Origin of the sequence: Streptomyces sp. NPDC050423, assembly GCF_040655445.1 — a bacterium.
Classification (GTDB): Bacteria; Actinomycetota; Actinomycetes; order Streptomycetales; family Streptomycetaceae; genus Streptomyces.
The window spans coordinates 1-20,794 of sequence record NZ_JBFAJY010000008.1 but is presented as its reverse complement, the minus strand read 5'-3'; the positions used below and the strand labels follow the sequence as shown (position 1 = coordinate 20,794).

The 20,794-nt window shown below is 72.4% G+C and carries 17 protein-coding genes; 14 read left to right on the top strand and 3 right to left on the bottom strand.

The features are described from left to right. Positions 1 to 42: 42 nt before the first annotated feature. From dxr to AB0I52_RS08440, 6 genes are all read left to right on the top strand, one after another. A complete protein-coding gene (dxr, locus tag AB0I52_RS08465) occupies positions 43 to 1,305 on the top strand; it encodes a 1-deoxy-D-xylulose-5-phosphate reductoisomerase (protein WP_363070461.1) in 1,263 nt (420 codons plus the stop codon). Next, positions 1,302 to 2,612, top strand: a complete 1,311-nt coding sequence (locus AB0I52_RS08460; RefSeq protein WP_363070230.1) for a site-2 protease family protein — start codon at positions 1,302 to 1,304, stop codon at positions 2,610 to 2,612. Before dxr ends, AB0I52_RS08460 begins: the two co-directional genes overlap by 4 nt. A 184-nt stretch (positions 2,613 to 2,796) precedes the next feature. After that, a complete protein-coding gene (gene ispG, locus AB0I52_RS08455; RefSeq protein WP_363070228.1) occupies positions 2,797 to 3,951 on the top strand; it encodes a flavodoxin-dependent (E)-4-hydroxy-3-methylbut-2-enyl-diphosphate synthase in 1,155 nt (384 codons plus the stop codon). A 177-nt stretch (positions 3,952 to 4,128) separates the two neighbouring features. Next, complete coding sequence (locus tag AB0I52_RS08450; RefSeq protein WP_363070459.1) at positions 4,129 to 4,971, top strand: GNAT family N-acetyltransferase; 843 nt, start codon at positions 4,129 to 4,131, stop codon at positions 4,969 to 4,971. Between the two features lie 74 nt (positions 4,972 to 5,045). Beyond that, positions 5,046 to 5,621 carry a GNAT family N-acetyltransferase gene (locus AB0I52_RS08445; protein WP_363070226.1) on the top strand — a complete coding sequence of 192 codons (576 nt, stop codon included), beginning with the start codon at positions 5,046 to 5,048 and terminating at the stop codon, positions 5,619 to 5,621. A 73-nt stretch (positions 5,622 to 5,694) separates the two neighbouring features. Then, positions 5,695 to 7,395: a proline--tRNA ligase gene (locus AB0I52_RS08440; RefSeq protein ID WP_363070224.1), complete on the top strand. Its 1,701-nt coding sequence runs from the start codon at positions 5,695 to 5,697 to the stop codon at positions 7,393 to 7,395. Between the two features lie 64 nt (positions 7,396 to 7,459). On the opposite strand, the gene AB0I52_RS08435 is transcribed toward AB0I52_RS08440, so the two are convergent. From AB0I52_RS08435 to AB0I52_RS08425, 3 genes are read right to left on the bottom strand one after another with little or no spacing between them, the layout of a single operon-like run. After that, positions 7,460 to 8,392, bottom strand: a complete 933-nt coding sequence (locus AB0I52_RS08435) for an aminoglycoside phosphotransferase family protein (protein ID WP_363070222.1) — start codon at positions 8,390 to 8,392, stop codon at positions 7,460 to 7,462. A gap of 29 nt (positions 8,393 to 8,421) precedes the next feature. After that, positions 8,422 to 8,946 (bottom strand): ferritin-like domain-containing protein, encoded by a 525-nt coding sequence (locus tag AB0I52_RS08430; protein WP_363070457.1) that lies wholly within the window; start codon positions 8,944 to 8,946, stop codon positions 8,422 to 8,424. 11 nt (positions 8,947 to 8,957) lie between these two features. Beyond that, a complete protein-coding gene (locus AB0I52_RS08425; RefSeq protein ID WP_363070220.1) occupies positions 8,958 to 9,500 on the bottom strand; it encodes a hypothetical protein in 543 nt (180 codons plus the stop codon). Positions 9,501 to 9,677: 177 nt separating this feature from the next. Here AB0I52_RS08425 and rimP point away from each other — a divergent pair, with 177 nt between their 5' ends. From rimP to AB0I52_RS08385, 8 genes are all read left to right on the top strand, one after another. After that, positions 9,678 to 10,175 carry a ribosome maturation factor RimP gene (rimP, locus tag AB0I52_RS08420; protein WP_363070218.1) on the top strand — a complete coding sequence of 166 codons (498 nt, stop codon included), beginning with the start codon at positions 9,678 to 9,680 and terminating at the stop codon, positions 10,173 to 10,175. 2 nt (positions 10,176 to 10,177) lie between these two features. Further along, on the top strand, positions 10,178 to 11,218 hold the full coding sequence (gene nusA / locus AB0I52_RS08415) for a transcription termination factor NusA (RefSeq protein WP_123462619.1): 1,041 nt from the start codon (positions 10,178 to 10,180) through the stop codon (positions 11,216 to 11,218). 160 nt (positions 11,219 to 11,378) lie between these two features. Beyond that, a complete protein-coding gene (locus AB0I52_RS08410; protein ID WP_362966489.1) occupies positions 11,379 to 11,657 on the top strand; it encodes a YlxR family protein in 279 nt (92 codons plus the stop codon). A gap of 154 nt (positions 11,658 to 11,811) precedes the next feature. After that, complete coding sequence (gene infB, locus AB0I52_RS08405) at positions 11,812 to 14,976, top strand: translation initiation factor IF-2 (RefSeq protein WP_363070216.1); 3,165 nt, start codon at positions 11,812 to 11,814, stop codon at positions 14,974 to 14,976. 137 nt (positions 14,977 to 15,113) lie between these two features. After that, positions 15,114 to 15,410: a DUF503 domain-containing protein gene (locus tag AB0I52_RS08400; protein WP_362966493.1), complete on the top strand. Its 297-nt coding sequence runs from the start codon at positions 15,114 to 15,116 to the stop codon at positions 15,408 to 15,410. A gap of 98 nt (positions 15,411 to 15,508) precedes the next feature. Beyond that, positions 15,509 to 15,961: a 30S ribosome-binding factor RbfA gene (gene rbfA, locus AB0I52_RS08395; RefSeq protein WP_363070214.1), complete on the top strand. Its 453-nt coding sequence runs from the start codon at positions 15,509 to 15,511 to the stop codon at positions 15,959 to 15,961. Then, positions 15,958 to 16,857, top strand: coding sequence for a tRNA pseudouridine(55) synthase TruB (truB, locus tag AB0I52_RS08390; protein ID WP_363070212.1), 900 nt, complete (start codon positions 15,958 to 15,960; stop codon positions 16,855 to 16,857). The genes rbfA and truB overlap by 4 nt, the downstream gene beginning before the upstream one ends. Before the next feature lie 207 nt (positions 16,858 to 17,064). After that, a partial coding sequence (locus tag AB0I52_RS08385; protein ID WP_363070210.1) for a serine protease occupies positions 17,065 to 20,794 on the top strand: 3,730 nt, incomplete at its 3' end.

Here is a 20,794-nt window from a genome sequence, read left to right as displayed (position 1 = left end):
GCCGGGGGCGCCCTGTCCACGCACACAGCGGATGCGGCAACAATGGGGGCCATGAGCGACAGCCCTGCCCCCCTAGCAGACCCGCACCTCGTCTTCGACGCCGTGGAAGGCCGCCGGGATCTCGTCATCCTCGGCTCCACCGGGTCCATCGGCACCCAGGCCATCGACCTGGTGCTGCGTAACCCCGACCGTTTCCGTGTCACCGCGCTCTCCGCGGCGGGCGGCCGGGTCGCCCTCCTCGCCGAACAGGCACGCCGACTGCGGGTGCGCACGGTGGCGGTCGCCGCTCCCGAAGCGGTGCCCGCCCTGCGCGAGGCGCTGCGGCAGGAGTACGGGACCGGGGAACAGCTCCCCGAGATCCTCGCCGGCCCGAACGCGGCCACGGAACTGGCCGCCGGTGACTGCCACACCGTGCTCAACGGGATCACCGGCTCGATCGGCCTCGCGCCCACGCTCGCCGCGCTCAAGGCGGGCCGCACCCTGGCACTCGCCAACAAGGAGTCGCTGATCGTCGGCGGTCCGCTGGTCAAGGCACTGGCCGCGCCGGGCCAGATCATCCCGGTCGACTCCGAGCACGCCGCCCTCTTCCAGGCGCTGGCGGCCGGCAAGCGCGGCGACGTGCGCAAGCTCGTCGTCACCGCGTCCGGCGGCCCGTTCCGCGGACGCACCAGGAGCGAGCTCGCGGACGTCACGAGGGAACAGGCGCTCGCGCACCCGACCTGGGCCATGGGCCCGGTCATCACGATCAACTCGGCGACCCTGGTCAACAAGGGGCTCGAGGTCATCGAGGCGCACCTCCTCTACGACATCCCCTTCGACCGCATCGAGGTCGTGGTCCACCCCCAGTCGTACGTCCACTCCATGGTGGAGTTCACCGACGGCTCCACCCTCGCCCAGGCCACCCCGCCCGACATGGGCGGACCGATCGCCATCGGTCTCGGCTGGCCGCAGCGCGTCCCCGACGCCGCCCCCGCCTTCGACTGGTCGAAGGCCTCGTCCTGGGAGTTCTTCCCGCTGGACACCGAGGCGTTCCCGTCCGTCGGGCTCGCCCGGCACGTGGGCACGCTGGGCGGCACCGCACCGGCGGTGTTCAACGCGGCCAATGAGGAGTGCGTGGACGCCTTCCTGGCCGGGCGGCTGGCGTTCAACGCCATCATGGACACCGTCACGGCGGTGGTGGCCGAACACGGAACGCCGCCGACGGGAACTTCACTGACCGTCGCGGACGTCCTTGAAGCGGAGGCCTGGGCACGGACCCGGGCCCTTGAACTCTCGGCCAAGGCCGCAGCGGAGGCGCGCGCATGAGTATGACGTCGGTCCTGTTGACCGTTCTGGGCATCGCTGTCTTCGCCATCGGCCTGCTGTTCTCCATCGCCTGGCACGAGCTGGGACACCTCTCGACGGCGAAGCTCTTCGGTATCCGCGTCCCCCAGTACATGGTCGGCTTCGGCCCGACGGTCTGGTCGCGCAAGAAGGGCGACACGGAGTACGGGATCAAGGCCATCCCGGCCGGCGGCTACATCCGCATGATCGGGATGTTCCCGCCCGGCCCGGACGGGCGGCTGGAGGCGCGCTCCACCTCGCCGTGGCGCGGCATGATCGAGGACGCCAGGTCGGCCGCCTTCGAGGAGCTGGAGCCGGGCGACGAGAAGCGTCTCTTCTACACGCGCAAGCCGTGGAAGCGCGTGATCGTCATGTTCGCCGGACCGTTCATGAACCTGATCCTGGCCGTCGCGATCTTCCTCGGCGTGGCCATGACCTTCGGGTTCCAGACCCAGACGACCGAGGTCGCCGGCGTCCAGAAGTGTGTGATCTCCCAGAGCGAGAAGCGGGAGGCCTGCAAGAAGTCCGACCCGGTCTCGCCCGCCCAGGCGGCCGGACTCCGGGAGGGCGACAAGATCGTCGCCTTCAACGGCCAGAAGATCGACGAGTGGTCCACGCTCTCCGACCGGATCCGCGACACGATCGGCCCCGCCACCATCACCGTCCAGCGCGACGGCCAGGAGCAGACCCTGCACGCCGTGCTCAAGAAGAACGCGGTGGCGAAGAAGGACTCCGACGGCGAGGTGATCCCCGGGAAGTTCGTCTCCGCCGGCTACCTCGGATTCGCGGCGCAGACGGAGATCATCCCACTCTCCTTCGGTGACTCGGTCGTCCGCATGGGCGACATGATCGAGAACGGCGTCGACTCGATCATCGCCCTGCCGTCCAAGATCCCGGACCTCTGGAACGCGGCCTTCTCGGACGGCGACCGTGCGGCCGACTCCCCGGTGGGTGTCGTCGGTGCGGCCAGGATCGGCGGCGAGGTGATGACGCTGGACGTTCCGGCGCAGAACCAGATCGCGATGATGCTGTTCCTGCTGGCCGGCTTCAACCTCTCGCTGTTCCTCTTCAACATGCTGCCGCTGCTGCCGCTCGACGGCGGTCACATCGCGGGAGCGCTGTGGGAGGCGATCCGGCGGAACGTGGCGCGCGTCTTCAAGCGCCCCGACCCCGGCCCCTTCGACGTCGCCAAGCTGATGCCCGTCGCCTACGTGGTCGCCGGAGCGTTCATCTGCTTCACCCTGCTCGTCCTGGTGGCCGACGTCGTCAATCCGGTCAAGATCAGCTGACCCGTGAGACGGTCACACCTGATGTAACCCGAGCGACCGCGGACGCGCACGATCCGTCCGGCGGCCCACATTTTGTGCGGAAGCCGGACGGCGTGTGCCTCACGTTGTCCTCGGTGCCGTAACCTCGAAGGTCGGAGCCCGCCGATCTCGGGACGTTGATCCACACCTTGGGGATGCTCAGCGCATGACTGCGATTTCTCTCGGAATGCCTACCGTTCCGACCCAGCTCGCCGTACGGCGGGTCAGCCGCAAGATCCAGGTCGGATCGGTGGCGGTCGGCGGGGACGCGCCGGTTTCGGTGCAGTCGATGACGACGACGCGTACGTCCGACATCGGTGCGACTCTGCAGCAGATCGCGGAGCTGACGGCGTCGGGGTGCCAGATCGTGCGGGTGGCGTGCCCGACGCAGGACGACGCCGACGCGCTCGCGACGATCGCGCGGAAGTCGCAGATCCCGGTGATCGCGGATATTCACTTCCAGCCGAAGTACGTCTTCGCGGCGATCGACGCGGGCTGCGCGGCGGTGCGGGTGAACCCGGGGAACATCAAGCAGTTCGACGACAAGGTGAAGGAGATCGCGCGGGCCGCCAATGACGCCGGGACCCCGATCCGGATCGGGGTCAACGCCGGTTCGCTGGACGCGCGACTGCTGAAGAAGTACGGCAAGGCGACCCCCGAGGCACTGGTGGAGTCGGCCCTCTGGGAGGCGTCGCTCTTCGAGGAGCACGGCTTCCGGGACATCAAGATCTCGGTCAAGCACAACGACCCGGTCGTGATGGTCAACGCCTACCGGCAGCTCGCCGCACAGAGCGACTACCCGCTCCACCTCGGCGTGACCGAGGCCGGACCGGCGTTCCAGGGGACCATCAAGTCGGCCGTCGCCTTCGGCGCCCTGCTCAGCGAGGGCATCGGCGACACGATCCGCGTCTCGCTGTCCGCGCCGCCGGCCGAGGAGGTCAAGGTCGGGCTCCAGATCCTGGAGTCGCTGAACCTGAAGCAGCGCCGCCTGGAGATCGTGTCCTGCCCCTCGTGCGGCCGCGCCCAGGTGGACGTGTACAAGCTCGCGGACCAGGTCAGCGCCGGTCTGGAGGGCATGGAGGTGCCGCTGCGCGTCGCCGTGATGGGCTGTGTCGTCAACGGCCCCGGCGAGGCCCGCGAGGCCGACCTCGGCGTCGCGTCCGGCAACGGCAAGGGCCAGATCTTCGTCAAGGGCGAGATCATCAAGACGGTGCCCGAGTCGAAGATCGTCGAGACCCTCATCGAGGAAGCCCTGAAGATCGCCGAACAGATGGAGAAGGACGGCATCGCCTCCGGCGAGCCCGAGGTCTCCATCAGCTGAACCCCAAGAACCCCGTGAAAGCCAGGACAGCGCCCCGCCGGAGAACTTCCGCGGGGCGTTGCCCGTGAGCGGGCTCACCGCCTTCCGCGGAAGCTGTTCACGGCCACGAGCGGCGGCCCCCTGCCTCTTTCGGTACAGTGCGGAAATCAGCAGACCGTATGGTGAGGCCCCCTCGTGTTGACGCAGACCACCACCCGGGTCCTCGAACCCAGCGACCTCGGCGCCGCGCTCGCGGTGCTGGAGAGCGAACCCGTAGCCAACGCCTTCGTGACCTCCCGGGTCCAGATCGCGGGCCTCGACCCCTGGCGCCTCGGCGGCGAGATGTGGGGCTGGTACGCCGACGGGCGGCTGCGGTCCCTCTGTTACTCCGGGGCCAATCTCGTCCCCATCTGCGCCACCCCCGAAGCCGTCAGGGCCTTCGCCGACCGGGCCCGCAGGGCCGGCCGCCGCTGCTCCTCGATCGTCGGCCCCGCCGAGCGGACCGCACAGCTGTGGCGGCTGCTCGAACCGGGCTGGGGCCCCGCCCGCGAGGTCCGGGCCAACCAGCCGCTCATGGTCGCCGAGAGCCCAGCCGCCGACGTGGCGCCCGATCCGCAGGTCCGCCGCGTCCGCAAGGACGAGATGGACGTCCTGATGCCGGCCTGCGTGGCCATGTTCACCGAGGAGGTAGGCATCTCCCCGCTCGCGGGCGACGGCGGACTCCTCTACCAGGCCCGCGTCGCCGAACTCGTCGCCACCGGCCGCTCGTTCGCCCGGATCCAGGACGGCAAGGTCGTCTTCAAGGCCGAGATCGGCGCGACCACCTCACAGGCCTGCCAGATCCAAGGAGTCTGGGTCGCCCCGGAATTCCGCGGCCGCGGGTATTCCGAGACCGGCATGGCAGCCGTTCTGCGCCACGCGCTGACCGAGGTCGCGCCGATCGTCAGCCTGTACGTCAACGACTACAACACCCCCGCGCGCAGGTCGTACAGCCGGATCGGCTTCCGCGAGGTCGGCGCGTTCATGAGCGTCCTGTTCTGACCCGGCCGCCGGCGCCGCCCCCGGCCCGCGCCGACCCGTACCCCGCACCCCGCCACGGACAGTAGGGTCTGTCCATGGCAGCAGCTTCCGGGGGCGGCCCCCACACTCCCAGCGTCCGGATCGGACCGATCGATCTCGCCGCACGCGTGGACGAGGCGCTCGCCGTGCAGGCCGTCGCGTTCGGCCTCGGCGCCGTCGAGATCGAAGTGCGCCGCCATATCGTCCTCAGACACCTCGACCACCCCCGCGCCCGCGCGCTGGGCGCCCTGACCCCCGACGACCGGCTCGTCGGCTTCGTCTACGGCATGCCGAACGAACGCGGCCACTGGTGGTCCACCGTCGTCGAGCCCTATCTGCGCGCCACCGGCTCCACGCGCTGGCTCGACGACTCCTTCGTGATCACCGAACTGCACGTCCACCCGGAGTTCCAGAACCGCGGGATCGGCCGCGCCCTGATCACCACGGTCACCGACGCCGTCGACCAGCCACGCTCCATCCTCTCCGCGATCGACACGGAGAGCCCGGCACGCGGTCTGTACCGCTCCCTCGGCTACCAGGACCTGGCCCGGCAGGTGCTCTTCCCCAGCGCTCCCAAGCCGTACGCGGTCATGGGAGCACCGCTTCCGCTGCTCCGCCGGACGCGTGAGTGACCCAATCGATTTCCGCCCGCCCCCGCCGCCCGGCTAACCTCCTGCACATCACCCTTCCGAGCAGGAGTTCACCATGGCCCAGGTCCAGCGCATGTCCCGATTGATGATCAAGACACTGCGCGACGACCCGGCGGACGCCGAGACGCTCAACCACAAGCTGCTCGTCCGGGCCGGATACGTACGTCGCACCGCCGCCGGCATCTGGTCCTGGCTGCCGCTCGGCAAGAAGGTCCTGGACAACGTCAGCCGCGTCGTCCGCGAGGAGATGGACGCCATCGGCGGCCAGGAGGTCCTGCTCCCCGCGCTGCTGCCCAAGGAGGCGTACGAGGCGAGCGGCCGGTACGAGGAGTACGGCGACCTGCTGTTCCGGCTCAAGGACCGCAAGGGCGCCGACTACCTCCTGGGCCCCACCCACGAGGAGATCTTCACCCAGGTCGTCAAGGACATGTGCTCGTCCTACAAGGACCTGCCCGTGATCCTCTACCAGATCCAGACCAAGTACCGCGACGAGGCCCGCCCCCGCGCCGGAGTGCTGCGCGGCCGCGAGTTCCAGATGAAGGACTCGTACTCCTTCGACACCACCGACGAGGGTCTCGCCGAGGCGTACCGGCTGCACCGCGCCGCCTACATCCGGATCTTCGAGCGGCTCGGCCTCGACCACCGCATCGTCTCCGCCGTCTCCGGCGCCATGGGCGGCTCGGCGTCCGAGGAGTTCCTCGCGCCCGCCCCGGCCGGCGAGGACACGTTCGTCGACTGTCCGGGCTGTGACTACGCGGCCAACACCGAGGCCGTGACCTACAAGGCCACCCCGGGCGACGCCTCGGGCACCGGTGCGGTCGAGGAGCTGGACACCCCCGACACCCCGACCATCGAGACCCTCGCCGTCCACCTCGGCGTCCCGGCCTCCGCCACCCTGAAGAACCTCCTGGTCAAGGTCGACGGCGAGATCGTGGCCGTGGGCGTGCCCGGCGACCGCGAGGTCGACCTCGGCAAGCTCGGGGAGCACCTCGCCCCCGCCGTCGTCGAGCTCGTCACCGCCGAGGACTTCGTGGGCCGCCCCGACCTGGTACGCGGCTACGTCGGCCCGCAGGGCCTGGAGAAGGTCCGCTACATCGCCGACCCGCGCATCGCGTCCGGCACCGCCTGGATCACGGGCGCCAACAAGGAGGGCACGCACGCGAAGAACGTCGTCGCGGGCCGTGACTTCGAGGTCGACGACTACCTCGACGTCGTCGTCGTCGAGGCGGGCGACCCCTGCCCCAACTGCGGCACCGGCCTCCAGGTGGACCGCGCCATCGAGATCGGCCACATCTTCCAGCTCGGCCGCAAGTACGCCGACATCTTCTCCCTCGACGTGCTCGGCCAGCAGGGCAAGCCCGTCCGCGTCACGATGGGCTCGTACGGCATCGGCGTCTCCCGCGCGGTGGCCGCCCTCGCCGAGCAGACCGCCGACGACAAGGGCCTGTGCTGGCCCCGCGAGATCGCCCCGGCCGATGTGCACGTCGTCGCCGCGGGCAAGGCGCTCCAGACCGAACTGGCCCTCGACGTCTCCGAGAAGCTGGGCGCGGCCGGTCTGCGCGTCCTGGTCGACGACCGGCCCGGCATCTCGCCGGGTGTGAAGTTCACCGACTCCGAGCTCATCGGCGTCCCGCAGATCCTGGTCGCCGGCCGCCGCTCCGCCGAGGGCGTCCTGGAGCTGAAGGACCGCCGCACCGGCGAGCGCGAGGAGCTCACCGTCGACGAGGCGATCGCCCGCCTCACCGAGCAGGGCTGACCACTCACCACACGCAGGAGGGCGCCGCACGGACATCCGTGCGGCGCCCTCCTGCCTGCGGGAGCTACAGCCAGCCCGCGAACTCCAGCGTCACTTCGCCCTCCTGGCCGCGGCCGGCGGCCAGCGCCCGGGTACCGGACTCCACCGCGCGGAACAGCGTCCAGCCGTGCAGCCGCTCCCGGTCCACCTCCAGCGCGTCCGCGAGTTTCTTGATCCTGCGCCGGGCCGTCACCGCGCCACCCGGCGAGGCGATCAGATCCTCGACCCGGTCCCGCACCAGCCGCGCCAGATCGTAGGCCCGCTCGCCGACCAGCGGCTCGGGCCCGACCGTCAGCCAGGGCGCGCGCTCGCCCGCGAGCACCTTGCTCTGCCGGAAGTTGCCGTGCAGCAGCAGGGTTTCGGGGGAGTGGGCGACCAGTTCCTCGCGCGCTGCCAGGGCCGCCGAGACCAGGGGTTCCAGGTCCGGATCGGCCTCGGCGGCGGCCCGCATGGGACCGGTCCGCGGCGCGGTCCGTTCGGCGACCGTCTCGAAGGCGTGACCGGCGGGCGGCTCGACCCACAGCCGCCGTACCGTGCCCGCCGCCTCCAGCAGGGCCTTCGCCTCCGGCAGCGAACGCAGCGACACCTCGGGGTGCAGCCGCTCCAGCAGCAGGGCGCCGGCGGCGGGGTGCCCGGGGAGCAGGTCCTCACCCGGCGCGATCAGTTGCACCGCGCCCCAGCCGTTCCAGTGCGCCAGCGCCGCCCTTTCGAGCTCGGGCACAGCCCCGGACGGGGAGATCTTCAGCGCTGCCGGGGTGCCGTCACCGCCTCGCACCAGGAGGACCAGGCTGCTGCGCCCGCCCGGGGCCGCGACCCGGTCCACGGACAGCTCCTGCCCGGTCCCGGCCAGCGCTTGCCCGGTCAGTGCGGGAAGCCCCGCGAGCCATTCCCCGGCGGCCGTATCCCCGTACGACTCGCCGAGCGCTCGCATTAGACGCTGCGGCGGTTCAAAACCCATACGTGCCGTGTTCCCTTTCAGAGCCTGCTTCAGTGCGTCGTGCCGGTCCGGCCCTTCGCATCGGAACCGATCCTCGCGTCGGCACCCCTCGCCTTGTCCTTCTCACCGGCACCGTCCTTGCGGGAGCCGTCGGCGGCCCGCTCGGCGAGCCCGGGAAAGGGTACGCCGCTGCCCCGCCAGCGCACCGCGCGCACCGCGGCCTCCCGCAACGCGTCCGCGGCCTCCCGCCGCAGCGGGCCCTTGGCGGCCCGTACGAGGTCGGAGTAGACGTCCGCGACCCGGTCCTCCAGCACGGCGGCGAGCCGCACCGCCGCGGCCGGGCCGGGCACCGCGAACGGCAGAGCGTACGCGGGGTCCGCCGCCACCGGCTCACCGCCCAGGCCGCGCACCGTCCGCACCAGTGAGTCGCGGCGGGCCCGGTGGGCGTGGTGGGCGGCGGTGGCCTCGGCCCGGCGGCCCGCGGCGACCCGGCCGCCCGCGACCCCGTAGCCGTACACCGCGGCGTGTTCGGCGGCCAGCGCCGCCTGTGCGGCCTTCAGGGCCCCGTCGCGCACGTCCTCGTCGCTCACGCCTTCGTCTCCTTGGCCAGTTCGGTCAGCAGGTAGGAGTGCGCCGAAGCGGCCGCCGCGACCGAGGCGAGCAGCCGGGCCAGCTCCGGGGGCGCCTCCAGCAGGGCCGCCGTGTGCGAGGCCGCGGCACGGCGCTCGGCGGCGGCCAGCGCCTTGACGGCCTCCCGGCGGCCGCCGGCGGGCCGAGTCCGGACGGATTGGGGCGAGGCCGCCCCGGCCGGGGAGAGGGCCTTGGCGTGGGCGCGGACGGCGTCGCGCAGCGGGGTGAGCCCGGCTGCGGTCGCCGGATGGGCGGCGAGCACGTTCTCGTACTGCCCGAGGAGCGACGTGGCCACTCCGACGGCCTGCTTCCGCAGCGACGTCTCCGACCGCACCGCCGACGAGCTGTCGGACGCGGTCCGGGCGTCGGTGTGCGCGGAACCCTTCCGGCCGCCGCCCTCGTCGTCGCCGTCGCTTCCGCAGCCGGCCAGTACCGCCCCCACGGCGATCGCTCCCGTCGCGGTGAGCGCGCCCCTGCGCGTCGTCCCCGTGCGCCGCACGTGTTCTCCTTCGGGCCTGGACCTGTCTTGACCGGATGTGTCCGGAAGTGATCACCGCAGGCGAGCGTACCCGCGCTCGGGGGGCCGGCGGACGGCAACACCCCTCGGGACCGGATACCCTTTGACCAGACACGCGACGATCCCCACAACAGCACACGCGGCCGAGGAGTCACCCGGATGAGCACCACCCAGAGCGAGAGGCTGCGCGGGCTGGTAGAACCGCTCGTCAGCGCCGAGCAGCTGGATCTGGAAGAGATCGAAGTGTCCCGGGCCGGCCGCCGCCGGGTGCTGCGGATCATCGTGGACTCCGAAGAGGGCGTGGAGCTGGACACCTGCGCGGAACTGAGCCGGGCGATCTCCGCGCGGCTCGACGAGACCGATGTGATGGGCGAGGAAGAGTACGTCCTGGAGGTCGGCTCTCCCGGTGCCGACCGCCCGCTGACGGAGCACCGCCACTACGTACGTGCCACGGGCCGGCTGGCCAGGCTCCAGCTGCGCGAGGGCGGCGAGCTGGTGGCCCGCATCCTCGCGGTCGACGACGAGGGCCTCGATCTCGAGGTGCCGGGCGTCAAGGGCCGCAAGCCCACGTCCCGCCGGATCGCCTTCGACGAGATCGCCAAGGCGCGCGTGGAGCTGGAATTCAACCGCAAGGACAAGAAGGAAGAGGAGGCGTAGCCGTGGACATCGATGTGAAGCTTCTGAAGGGCTTGGCGCAGGACAAGGAGATTCCGTTCGACGTGCTCGTCGAGGCGATCGAATCGGCCCTCCTCATCGCGTACCACCGCACGGACGGCAGCCACCGCCGGGCGCGGGTGGAGCTGGACGAGCGTGGCCATGTGACGGTGTGGGCCAAGGAGGACCCGGCCGATCTGGAGGAGGGCCAGGAGCCCAAGGAGTTCGACGACACCCCGTCGGGCTTCGGCCGGATCGCCGCGACCACCGCCAAGCAGGTCATCCTCCAGCGGCTGCGCGATGCCGAGGACGACCGGACGTTCGGCGAGTACGCGGGCCACGAGGGCGATGTCGTCACCGGCGTCGTCCAGCAGGGCAAGGACCCCAAGAACGTCCTGGTCGACATCGGCAAGCTGGAGGCCATCCTGCCGGTGCAGGAGCAGGTGCCCGGCGAGGAGTACACCCACGGCCTGCGGCTGCGGACCTACGTCGTACGGGTGGCCAAGGGCGTGCGCGGTCCGTCGGTGACGCTGTCGCGGACCCACCCCAACCTGGTGAAGAAGCTCTTCGCGCTGGAGGTCCCGGAGATCGCCGACGGTTCCGTCGAGATCTGCGCGATCGCCCGCGAGGCCGGCCACCGCACCAAGATCGCGGTCCGCTCCACCCGCTCCGGCCTCAACGCCAAGGGCGCCTGCATCGGCCCGATGGGCGGCCGTGTGCGCAATGTCATGGCCGAGCTGCTCGGCGAGAAGATCGACATCGTGGACTGGTCGGACGACCCGGCCGAGATGGTCGCCAACGCGCTGTCGCCCGCCCGGGTCAGCGAGGTCGAGGTCGTGGACCTCGGCGCGCGCTCCGCCCGGGTCACCGTGCCCGACTACCAGCTGTCGCTGGCGATCGGCAAGGAGGGGCAGAACGCCCGTCTCGCCGCCCGCCTGACCGGCTGGCGCATCGACATCCGCCCGGACACCGAGACCGACGCCGAGCGCGATGTGGCCGACCGCGAGCGGGCCGAGCGGGCCCGGGAGCGGGCCGAGCGGAGCTGATCCGGAGACGGGCCGGGCGCGGCTCCGACAGCGCGCCCTGCCCCGGCCCGGACCGGGCCACAGGGAATGAATCTCGTCGGTATGCCGCTGAGATCACGACAACATCCGTTCGATCGTTGCCCCAAACAGGTGAGGTCGGTACGGGGAGGTAGACTTAAACGTGTCTGGCCGGACGCACGCCCGCGCTTGCCCTGAGCGAACCTGTGTGGGATGCCGGGAGCGAGCGGCCAAGAGCGAGCTGCTGCGCATCGTGGCGGATGGGGACGCATGCGTCCCCGACCCTCGCGGTACGCTGCCCGGCCGGGGTGCGTACGTACACCCCGAATCTGTCTGTCTCGACCTGGCGGTTCGCCGCCGGGCATTCCCCCGGGCCTTCAAGGCCAAGGGGCCGTTCGATCCCGCCGCGGTACAGCGGTTCGTCGGACGGGTGACACCGTAGGAACAGGAAATTGAACGGCACGGGTCCCCGTGCGGTCAGGTACCTCGCGAGTTGGAAGTAGGTCGAGATTGCGATGAGCACTCGATGAGTACGCGATGAGTACGCCCATGAAGTAGCGACGGTCCGGCGGTAACCCGGACCTAAAAGGAGCGAAGTGGCTAAGGTCCGGGTATACGAACTCGCCAAGGAGTTCGGGGTTGAGAGCAAGGTCGTCATGGCCAAGCTCCAAGAACTCGGTGAATTCGTACGTTCGGCGTCCTCGACGATCGAGGCGCCGGTTGTACGCAAGTTGACTGACGCACTGCAGGGTCCCGGTGGCAACGCCGCCGGCAAGTCCGCTGCAAAGCCTGGCGCGCCCCGCAAGGCCGCCCCTGTGAAGCCCGCAGCGCCCTCCCCGGCCGCTGCGGCACGTCCCGCTGCCCCGAAGCCCGGCGAACCGGCTGCCAAGCCGGCCGCTGCCGAGGCTCCGGAGAGCAGCACCCCCGCTGCGGCCTCCGCGCCGTCCGCGGGCCCGCGTCCGGGCCCCAAGCCCGCACCCGTGAAGCCCGCCCCGGTGGCACCGGTGCCCGCGGCCGAGTTCTCGGCCCCGGCCCCGGCACAGCCGGCCGCGCCGCAGCAGCAGCAGGCCCCGCGTCCCGCGGGTGCCACCCCGGGACCGCGTCCCGCCGGTGGCTCTGCCCGTCCGGCTCCGGCCGGCGGTCAGCGTGACGGTGGCCGCGAGGGCGGTCAGCGTGACGGCGGCCGTGGCGGCGAGCGCGACGGTGCCCGTGGCGGCGACCGTCCGGCACGTCCCGCAGGCCAGGGCGCCCCGCGTCCCGGCGCACGTCCGGCGGGTCCCCGTCCGGGCAACAACCCGTTCACCTCCGGCGGCTCGACGGGCATGGCCCGTCCGCAGTCGCCCCGTCCCGGTGGCGCCCCGCGTCCCGGTGGCGGCGCTGAGCGCCCCGGCGCCCCGCGTCCGCAGGGCGGCCCCGGCGGCGCCCCGCGCCCGCAGGGTCAGGGTCAGGGCGGCGCACGTCCGTCTCCGGGCGGCATGCCGCGCCCGCAGGCTCCTCGTCCCGGCGGCGCCCCCGGCGCCGGCGGTGGTAACCGTCCCAACCCGGGCATGATGCCGCAGCGTCCCGCTGCCGGCCCGCGTCCCGGTGGTGGCCCCGGCGGTGGCCGTGGTCCCGGTGGTGGCGGCGGCGGTCGTCCCGGCGGCGGTGGCGGCGCAGGCCGTCCCGGTGGCGGCGGCTTCGCAGGCCGTCCGGCCGGTCCCGGTGGCGGTGGCGGCGGTTTCGCCGGTCGTCCCGGTGGCGGCGGTGGCGCTCCCGGTCGTCCGGGTGGTGGCGGCGGCTTCGGCGGTCGTCCCGGCTTCGGCGGTCGTCCCGGTGGTCCCGGTGCCCGTGGTGGCACACAGGGTGCCTTCGGCCGTCCCGGCGGTCCCGCGCGTCGTGGCCGCAAGTCGAAGCGGCAGAGGCGCCAGGAGTACGAGTCGATGCAGGCCCCGTCGGTGGGCGGCGTCATGCTGCCCCGCGGCAACGGGCAGGCTGTCCGGCTGTCTCGCGGTGCCTCACTCACGGACTTCGCGGAGAAGATCAACGCGAACCCGGCGTCGCTCGTCGGCGTGATGATGAACCTCGGCGAGATGGTCACTGCCACGCAGTCCGTCCCGGACGAGACGCTGAAGATGCTCGCGGACGAGATGAACTTCGTCCTGGAGATCGTCAGCCCCGAGGAGGAGGACCGCGAGCTGCTCGAGTCCTTCGACATCGAGTTCGGCGAGGACGAGGGCGGCGAAGAGGCCCTGGTTTCCCGTCCGCCGGTCGTGACCGTCATGGGTCACGTCGACCACGGTAAGACCCGACTGCTGGACGCGATCCGCAAGACGAACGTCGTTGCGGGCGAGGCCGGCGGTATCACGCAGCACATCGGTGCGTACCAGGTCGGCGCCGAGGTCAATGGCGAGGACCGCAGGATCACCTTCATCGACACCCCGGGTCACGAGGCGTTCACCGCCATGCGTGCACGTGGTGCGAAGTCCACCGACATCGCGATCCTCGTGGTGGCGGCGAACGACGGTGTGATGCCCCAGACGATCGAGGCGCTGAACCACGCCAAGGCGGCCGACGTGCCGATCGTGGTCGCGGTCAACAAGATCGACGTCGAGGGTGCGGACCCGGTCAAGGTGCGCGGTCAGCTCACCGAGTTCGGTCTGGTGGCCGAGGAGTACGGCGGCGACACGATGTTCGTCGACATCTCCGCCAAGCAGGGCCTCAACATCGAGGCTCTTCTGGAGGCCGTCGTCCTCACCGCCGACGCCTCGCTCGACCTGCGGGCCAACCCGGAGCAGGACGCTCAGGGTATTGCGATCGAGTCCCACCTCGACCGTGGCCGCGGTGCCGTCTCGACCGTCCTGGTCCAGCGCGGCACGCTGCGCATCGGCGACACGGTGGTCGTCGGCGACGCGTACGGCCGAGTCCGCGCGATGCTCGACGACAAGGGCGAGAACGTCGAGGAAGCGGGTCCCTCGACCCCCGTCCTCGTGCTGGGTCTCACCAACGTCCCGGGTGCCGGCGACAACTTCCTGGTGGTCGACGAGGACCGTACGGCCCGTCAGATCGCCGAGAAGCGTGCCGCTCGTGAGCGCAACGCCAACTTCGCCCGCAAGGGTGTCCGGTTCTCCCTGGAGAACCTGGACGAGGCGCTCAAGGCCGGTCTGGTCCAGGAGCTCAACCTCATCATCAAGGGCGACGCGTCCGGTTCGGTGGAGGCTCTCGAGTCCTCGCTGCTCCAGCTCGACGTCGGTGAAGAGGTCGACATCCGGGTCCTGCACCGCGGTGTGGGTGCGGTCACCGAGTCGGACATCAACCTGGCGACCGGCTCCGATGCCATCGTGATCGGCTTCAACGTGCGCGCCGCAGGGCGTGCCGCGCAGATGGCCGACCGCGAAGGTGTGGACGTCCGGTACTACTCGGTCATCTACCAGGCGATCGAAGAGATCGAAGCGGCCCTCAAGGGCATGCTCAAGCCGGAGTACGAAGAGGTCGAGCTCGGTACGGCGGAGATCCGCGAGATCTTCCGCTCGTCCAAGCTGGGCAACATCGCCGGTGTGCTGGTCCGGTCCGGCGAGGTCAAGCGCAACACCAAGGCGCGCCTGCTTCGCGACGGCAAGGTCATCGCGGAGAACCTCAACATCTCCGGTCTGCGCCGCTTCAAGGACGACGTCACCGAGATCCGCGAAGGCTTCGAGGGCGGTATCAACCTCGGAAACTTCAACGACATCAAGATCGACGACGTCATCGCGACGTACGAGATGCGCGAGAAGCCGCGAGGCTGACCCGTACCTCAACAGTCGGGGCCGGTCGACGGGTCGTATTTCCGTCGATCGGCCCCGGCCGTTCCGTGTACGGTTCTTGTGTCCCTGCCAATCATTGGCGGGGCACGAACCCGAACCGGCGGGACATCCGGACATACATGTATGTGGGGACACTGTCCTTCGACCTGCTTCTCGGCGACGTACGGTCGCTGAAGGAGAAGCGTTCCGTGGTCCGTCCGATCGTCGCCGAGCTCCAGCGCAAGTACGGGGTGAGCGTGGCGGAGACGGGCGGCCAGGACCTCCATCGCAGGGCCGAGATCGGCCTCGCCGTGGTCTCCGGGGACACCGGGCACCTCACGGACGTGCTGGACCGGTGCGAGCGGCTGATCGCCGGCCGGCCGGAAGTGGAGCTGCTGTCCGTACGGCGGCGGCTGCACAGCGACGAAGACGATTGAGTAGGACCGACCGGAAATCGGGGGGTGGCGTCGCGTGCCCAGCCCCGCGACGCCGCCCCTGATTCCCGGTCGGTCCAAAGCGAGAAGGAGACGGACCAGTGGCCGACAACGCGCGGGCTAAGAAGCTGGCGGACCTCATCCAGGAGGTGGTCGCCGAGAAACTGCAGCGCGGAATCAAGGACCCGCGCCTGGGTACGCACGTGACCATCACGGACACCCGCGTCACCGGCGACCTGCGGGAGGCCACGGTCTTCTACACGGTCTACGGCGACGACGAGGACCGGGCGAGCGCGGCAGCCGGCCTGGAGAGCGCCAAGGGCGTCCTGCGCTCGGCGGTCGGTGCGGCGGCGGGGACGAAGTTCACCCCCACGCTCGCCTTCATGGCGGACGCGCTGCCCGAGAACGCCAAGGCGATCGAGACCCTCCTCGACCGGGCACGGGCCTCGGACGCCAAGGTGCGCGAGGCGTCCTCGGGCGCCAAGTACGCCGGCGACGCCGACCCGTACCGCAAGCCGGAGGACGAGACCGACGAGGACACCGCCTCCGAATGACAGCGCAGAACAAGACGCCGGACGGCCTTGTCATCGTCGACAAGCCGTCCGGCTTCACTTCGCACGACGTCGTCGCCAAGATGCGCGGCATCGCCAGGACCCGCCGCGTCGGCCATGCCGGCACGCTGGACCCGATGGCGACGGGCGTTCTCGTGCTCGGCGTGGAGCGGGCCACCAAGCTCCTCGGCCATCTCGCGCTGACCGAGAAGGAGTACCTCGGCACGATCCGGCTCGGCCAGGACACCGTCACGGACGACGCCGAGGGCGAGATCACCTCGTCCACCGACGCTTCCGGAGTGACGCGCGAGGGCATCGACGCGGGTGTCGCCGAACTGACCGGCGCCATCATGCAGGTGCCGTCCAAGGTCAGCGCCATCAAGATCGACGGCAAGCGGTCCTACGCGCGGGTGCGCGGCGGCGAGGAGTTCGAGATCCCGGCCCGGCCGGTGACCATCTCGTCCTTCAACGTCTACGACGTCCGCGAGGCCGTCGCCGAGGACGGCACCCCGGTGGTCGACCTGGTCGTCTCGGTGGTCTGCTCCTCCGGTACGTACATCCGGGCCATCGCCCGCGACCTCGGCGCCGGACTCGGCGTGGGCGGGCACCTCACGGCGCTGCGGCGCACCCGCGTCGGTCCGTACGGCCTCGACGGGGCGAGGACCCTGGACCAGCACCAGGAGGAGCTGGTCGTGATGCCGGTGGCCGAGGCCGCCGCCTCGGCCTTCCCGCGCTGGGACGTCGACGAGAGGCGGGCCAGGCTGCTGCTCAACGGGATGCGGCTGGACATGCCCGCGTACCCGCCGGGGCCGGTCGCGGTCTTCGGACCCGACGGGCGGTTCCTGGTCCTCGTCGAGGAGCAGAAGGGCAAGGCCAAGAGCCTCGCCGTCTTCGGCTGAGCGCCTCGGACACCCGCATCGCACCGTGGAGCGGGCCGGGCCCGGTGCCCGCTCCACGATCCGCATCACTCCGTGCGCTGCTTCCTGTCCAGCGAACGCCCCTGATTCACCCCAACGGGCAGGCGCTCGGAGTGAATCAGGGGTGCGAACGGGGGCGCTTTCGCTCTGATCGCTCCGTGTCGATCACGGCGGACCTAACGTCGGATCATGGGATGCGGGGACCGGGCGACGCTGGTACAACTGTGCGATCCGGCCGGCCGGCCAAGGGGGACCGGGTTCGTCGCGGACGACCGGGGCACGGTCGTGACCAGTCACGAGGCGGTCGACGGGGTCGCACACCTCGTCCTGCACGGCACGGACGGACGCAGTTGCCGCGTCGAGGCCGATGACATCACCGCCCTGCCCGAGCTGGATCTCGCGCTCCTGTCCACCGGCGGGCCGGGCGCGCTGGGCGCGCAGCCGCTGCCGATCGTGGAGCGGGAGCGGATCGAGGCCGGTACGTATGTGACGATCGCGGCCCACGGCTGGCGCGAGGCACGCGTCCTGGGCCCGGCCCCGGTGACCTACACCGCGGGCGGCGCCACCCACCGGATCGGCCGGGCGCTGGAACTGGCCCTCGGTACGGACGGCCGCGACGCGCTCCTGCTCGGCGGCGCCGCAGTGGGCGGGCCGGTCCTGGACCCGGACACCGGCGCGGTCATCGCGGTTCTCGGCACCGCCCTGCGGGCCGGACACGCCGCCGCCGGCTGCGCGGTGCCGCTGGCCGGGGCGGGCGACGGGGGACCCCTGGGTGCCCTGCTGCTGCGCAACGCCCTGAGCGTCCCCGGCTACGGCCGGGACCTGAACCTGGCCGGGGCCCTCCAGCTGACCGCCATGTCCGTCGGCTCGGCGGGCGGACCGGACACCTGCCCCGATCCGGTGGAACGGCCCGAAGCCACCGCGGAGTTCAGCGCGTTCGCCGCCGCCGGTCCGGCGGCGGACACGGGGGAGAGCGCGGTGGTTCTGGGCCTGGTCGGCGAGCCGGGCACGGGCCGCACCACCGAACTCGCCGCCCTCGCCGCCCGCCGGGCCCGCGGCCCGGTGCCCGCGCTCACCCTGTGGCTGCGCGGCGCCGATCTGCTGGCTGACGACACCTCCGTGGCCGACGCGATCACCCGCACGCTCCGACAGGCCGGACGCATCGTCACCGCCGCCGGGGCCCTCGGCGACATGGGGGCCGCCACCCCTGAACGGGTGGCCCGGCTGGCAGCGGACTCCGGCAGCCCACTGCTCGTCCTGCTGGACGGTCCGGAGGAGATGCCGCCCGTCCTGGCGCACCGGCTGGCCCGGTGGAGCGCGGGCACGGTCGGCTGGCTCCGGGAGAACGGGGCGCGGCTCGTCGTCGCCTGCCGCCCCGAGCACTGGGAGACCGCCGGCGCGCTCTGTCCGCCCGGGGCGCTGCACCGCCCGGCCACGCCCGCCGGGCGGCTGCCGTCCGCCCTGCGCATCGACGACCTCACGGTGGGCCAGACCGAGCTGGCCCGGCAGCGGTACGCGCTCCCGCCCGACGCGCTCGCCGCCGGCCACGACCGGCACCCGCTCACCCTGCGGCTGCTGGCGGAGGTACGCGCGGCCCTGCCCCCGGACACGCCGGGGCGGCCCGGTACGGAGGAGGTCTTCGGCGCGTACCTGGACCTGATGTGCCTGCGCATCGCGGTCCGGATCGCCGCCGAGTGCCGCCCGGCGCCGAGGGGCACGGCGGTACGGCGGCTGGCGGCGCGGGTGGCGGGGCAGGTCCACGAGGCGGCCCGGCGCTGTCTGGGGCCGGGCCAGGGGGAGCTGGACCGGGCCGCGTTCGAGCACCTCTTCCCGTGGCGCACCGGCTGGGCGTCGGCCGTGCTCACCGAGGGGCTGCTGGTCCCGGCGGGGGCGGGCTACCGCTTCGCGCACGAGGAGCTGGGGGACTGGGTCCAGGGCGCGCATCTGGACGTGGACGCCGCGCTGCGGGCCCTGGTGCACCGCTGGCATGCCCCGGGTGCCGCCAAGGGGGAGAGCGGCGCGCGGGTTCCGCACCCCCGCCGCCCGGGTGCCGCGGACGGGCCCGGCAGCTCGCCCGTGCCCGTGCCCGCTGCCGCTTCCGCTGCCGTCGGGGGGGCCGGGGACGCGGAGCCGCGCACCCTGCCGGTGCCGCGCCATCGGATCGGCCCCGTGATCCAGGCGCTGCTGCTCCTGGGCCGCCGCCAGGGCCCCGCCGCGCTGGCACACCGGCTGGCCGACCTGATCGAGGCGCTGGACCGGCTGCCGGCGGGGCGGGCAGCCGCTCTCGGGCCGGGTACGCCCTCCGGCGCTGTCACCGGTCCGCGCGACGCCTCTGGAATCGTCACCACCGGTCCGGGTTCGGACCTCGTCGCCGTCACCGATTCGCGCACGGCCTCCGGCGCCGCCTCCGCCGAGCGCAGTGGCTGCCCGCCCCCCGACGCCCGCTGGTGGGCCGCGCACCTGCTCGCCGGGACACTGCTGCGAGTGCCCGACGCCCGACCGCATCTCGGGGTGCTCCGGCTGCTCACCGGGCGCGTCGTCCGCAGCTCGGCCGTGGCGGGCGGGTCCGGTGCGCAGGGGGTGTACGCCGAGTTCGGGCCGTGGTTCTGGCGGCGGCTGCGGCTGCCCGAGGCGGACCGGATGGACCTGTTCCGGCGGCTCGTCCCCGCCGACGGACCGCCGCGCGGCGAGGGCGACGCGGACGGCGGGCGCTTCCTGGACGCGGTGGCACGGCGGCTCGCCGCCCATCCGCGTACCCTCCAGCCGCTCCTGTGCGCCTGGTTCACCGATGAGCGGCCGCTCGCCGCCGAGGAGGGAGTGGCGATGCGCCCGACCGTCGCGGCGGCCGCGCAGGCCCTCCTGTACGCCCGCCGCGATCTCGCCGTGGACGATCTGACCGACGCGCTCGTGTCGACCGACCACCCGCGCGCCGGGGAACTGCTCGCCGCGCTGGCCGAGGACGAGCCCTCGGCGCTGTGCCGGGCCGTCGAGCGGTGGTCCCGCGACGACGACCGCCGCGCCCGGCGGATCGCGGCCGCCTCGTACGGAGCGGTCGTCGCACCGAACCTCACCCGCGACGCCGACCGGGACCTGCTGCGCCGCTCCGCCCTCGCCCTGCTGGCCCGCCCCGGGGACACCGATCTGCACGGGCCCGCGCTGACCCGGCTCGTGGCCGATCCGCGGACCAGGGACCGCTATCTGCCGCAGGCGCTCCGCGTCTTCGCCGCGGGCGGCCCCCGGCCGTCCCCGGCCGCGCTCGCCGTCGCGCTGCCCACGCACCCCGAGCAGGTGCTGACCGCCTTCCGCGACCGGCTCGTGCGGTCCGGGGACCGTGCGGGCGACGTGCTGCGTGCTCTGGCCGGGATCGATGCCCCCGCGCTCGCCCTGCACGCCGCCGGGCTCGTCCGGGCGTACGTCGACAGCCACCCCGAGGACACGGTGCACGCGGCGGCCTACCTCGACCGCAGGCTGGAGCAGGGGCCCGCCGCCCGTGCCCTGCTGCTCCCCCTGCTGACCGGGCTGCTCCGGGACCGGCCCGCGACCGCGCCGGTCCGCGGCGCGCTCGCCGGGGTGCTGGCCTCACCCGGCAGCCCGGCCTCGCAGCCGCTGCGGGACGAGCTGCTGGAAGTGCTGCTGGACTTCGAGCAGGGCGGTGCGCACCGGGACCCGATCGTGCTCGACGCGCTGCTGCGGGCCGCGGCGGCCGGCAGTGCGGGCCGCGGCGGCGCCCGCACCAGGGCCCTGGTCCACCGCACCGGGATGTTGCTCGTCCGGACCCCCGAAGGGGCCGGCCGGGGGGGGCGCGGGGGGGTGGTACTGGGCCGTGAGGGGCCCGGCTTCGCCGCCCGGGTCACCGGGTGGCTGGCGGGCGCCCCCCCGGGGTGGGCGGCGGGCGGGGGCGCCAGCGCGCGGGGGCGGG

What these genes read in the sequence shown, in the direction of transcription:
- dxr (WP_363070461.1), top strand. Translation starts at nt 43, where the DNA reads ATGGGGGCCATGAGCGACAGCCCTGCCCCCCTAGCAGACCCGCACCTC.
- AB0I52_RS08460 (WP_363070230.1), top strand. Translation starts at nt 1,302, where the DNA reads ATGAGTATGACGTCGGTCCTGTTGACCGTTCTGGGCATCGCTGTCTTC.
- ispG (WP_363070228.1), top strand. Translation starts at nt 2,797, where the DNA reads ATGACTGCGATTTCTCTCGGAATGCCTACCGTTCCGACCCAGCTCGCC.
- AB0I52_RS08445 (WP_363070226.1), top strand. Translation starts at nt 5,046, where the DNA reads ATGGCAGCAGCTTCCGGGGGCGGCCCCCACACTCCCAGCGTCCGGATC.
- AB0I52_RS08440 (WP_363070224.1), top strand. Translation starts at nt 5,695, where the DNA reads ATGGCCCAGGTCCAGCGCATGTCCCGATTGATGATCAAGACACTGCGC.
- AB0I52_RS08435 (WP_363070222.1), bottom strand. Translation starts at nt 8,392, where the DNA reads ATGGGTTTTGAACCGCCGCAGCGTCTAATGCGAGCGCTCGGCGAGTCG.
- rimP (WP_363070218.1), top strand. Translation starts at nt 9,678, where the DNA reads ATGAGCACCACCCAGAGCGAGAGGCTGCGCGGGCTGGTAGAACCGCTC.
- AB0I52_RS08400 (WP_362966493.1), top strand. Translation starts at nt 15,114, where the DNA reads ATGTATGTGGGGACACTGTCCTTCGACCTGCTTCTCGGCGACGTACGG.
- truB (WP_363070212.1), top strand. Translation starts at nt 15,958, where the DNA reads ATGACAGCGCAGAACAAGACGCCGGACGGCCTTGTCATCGTCGACAAG.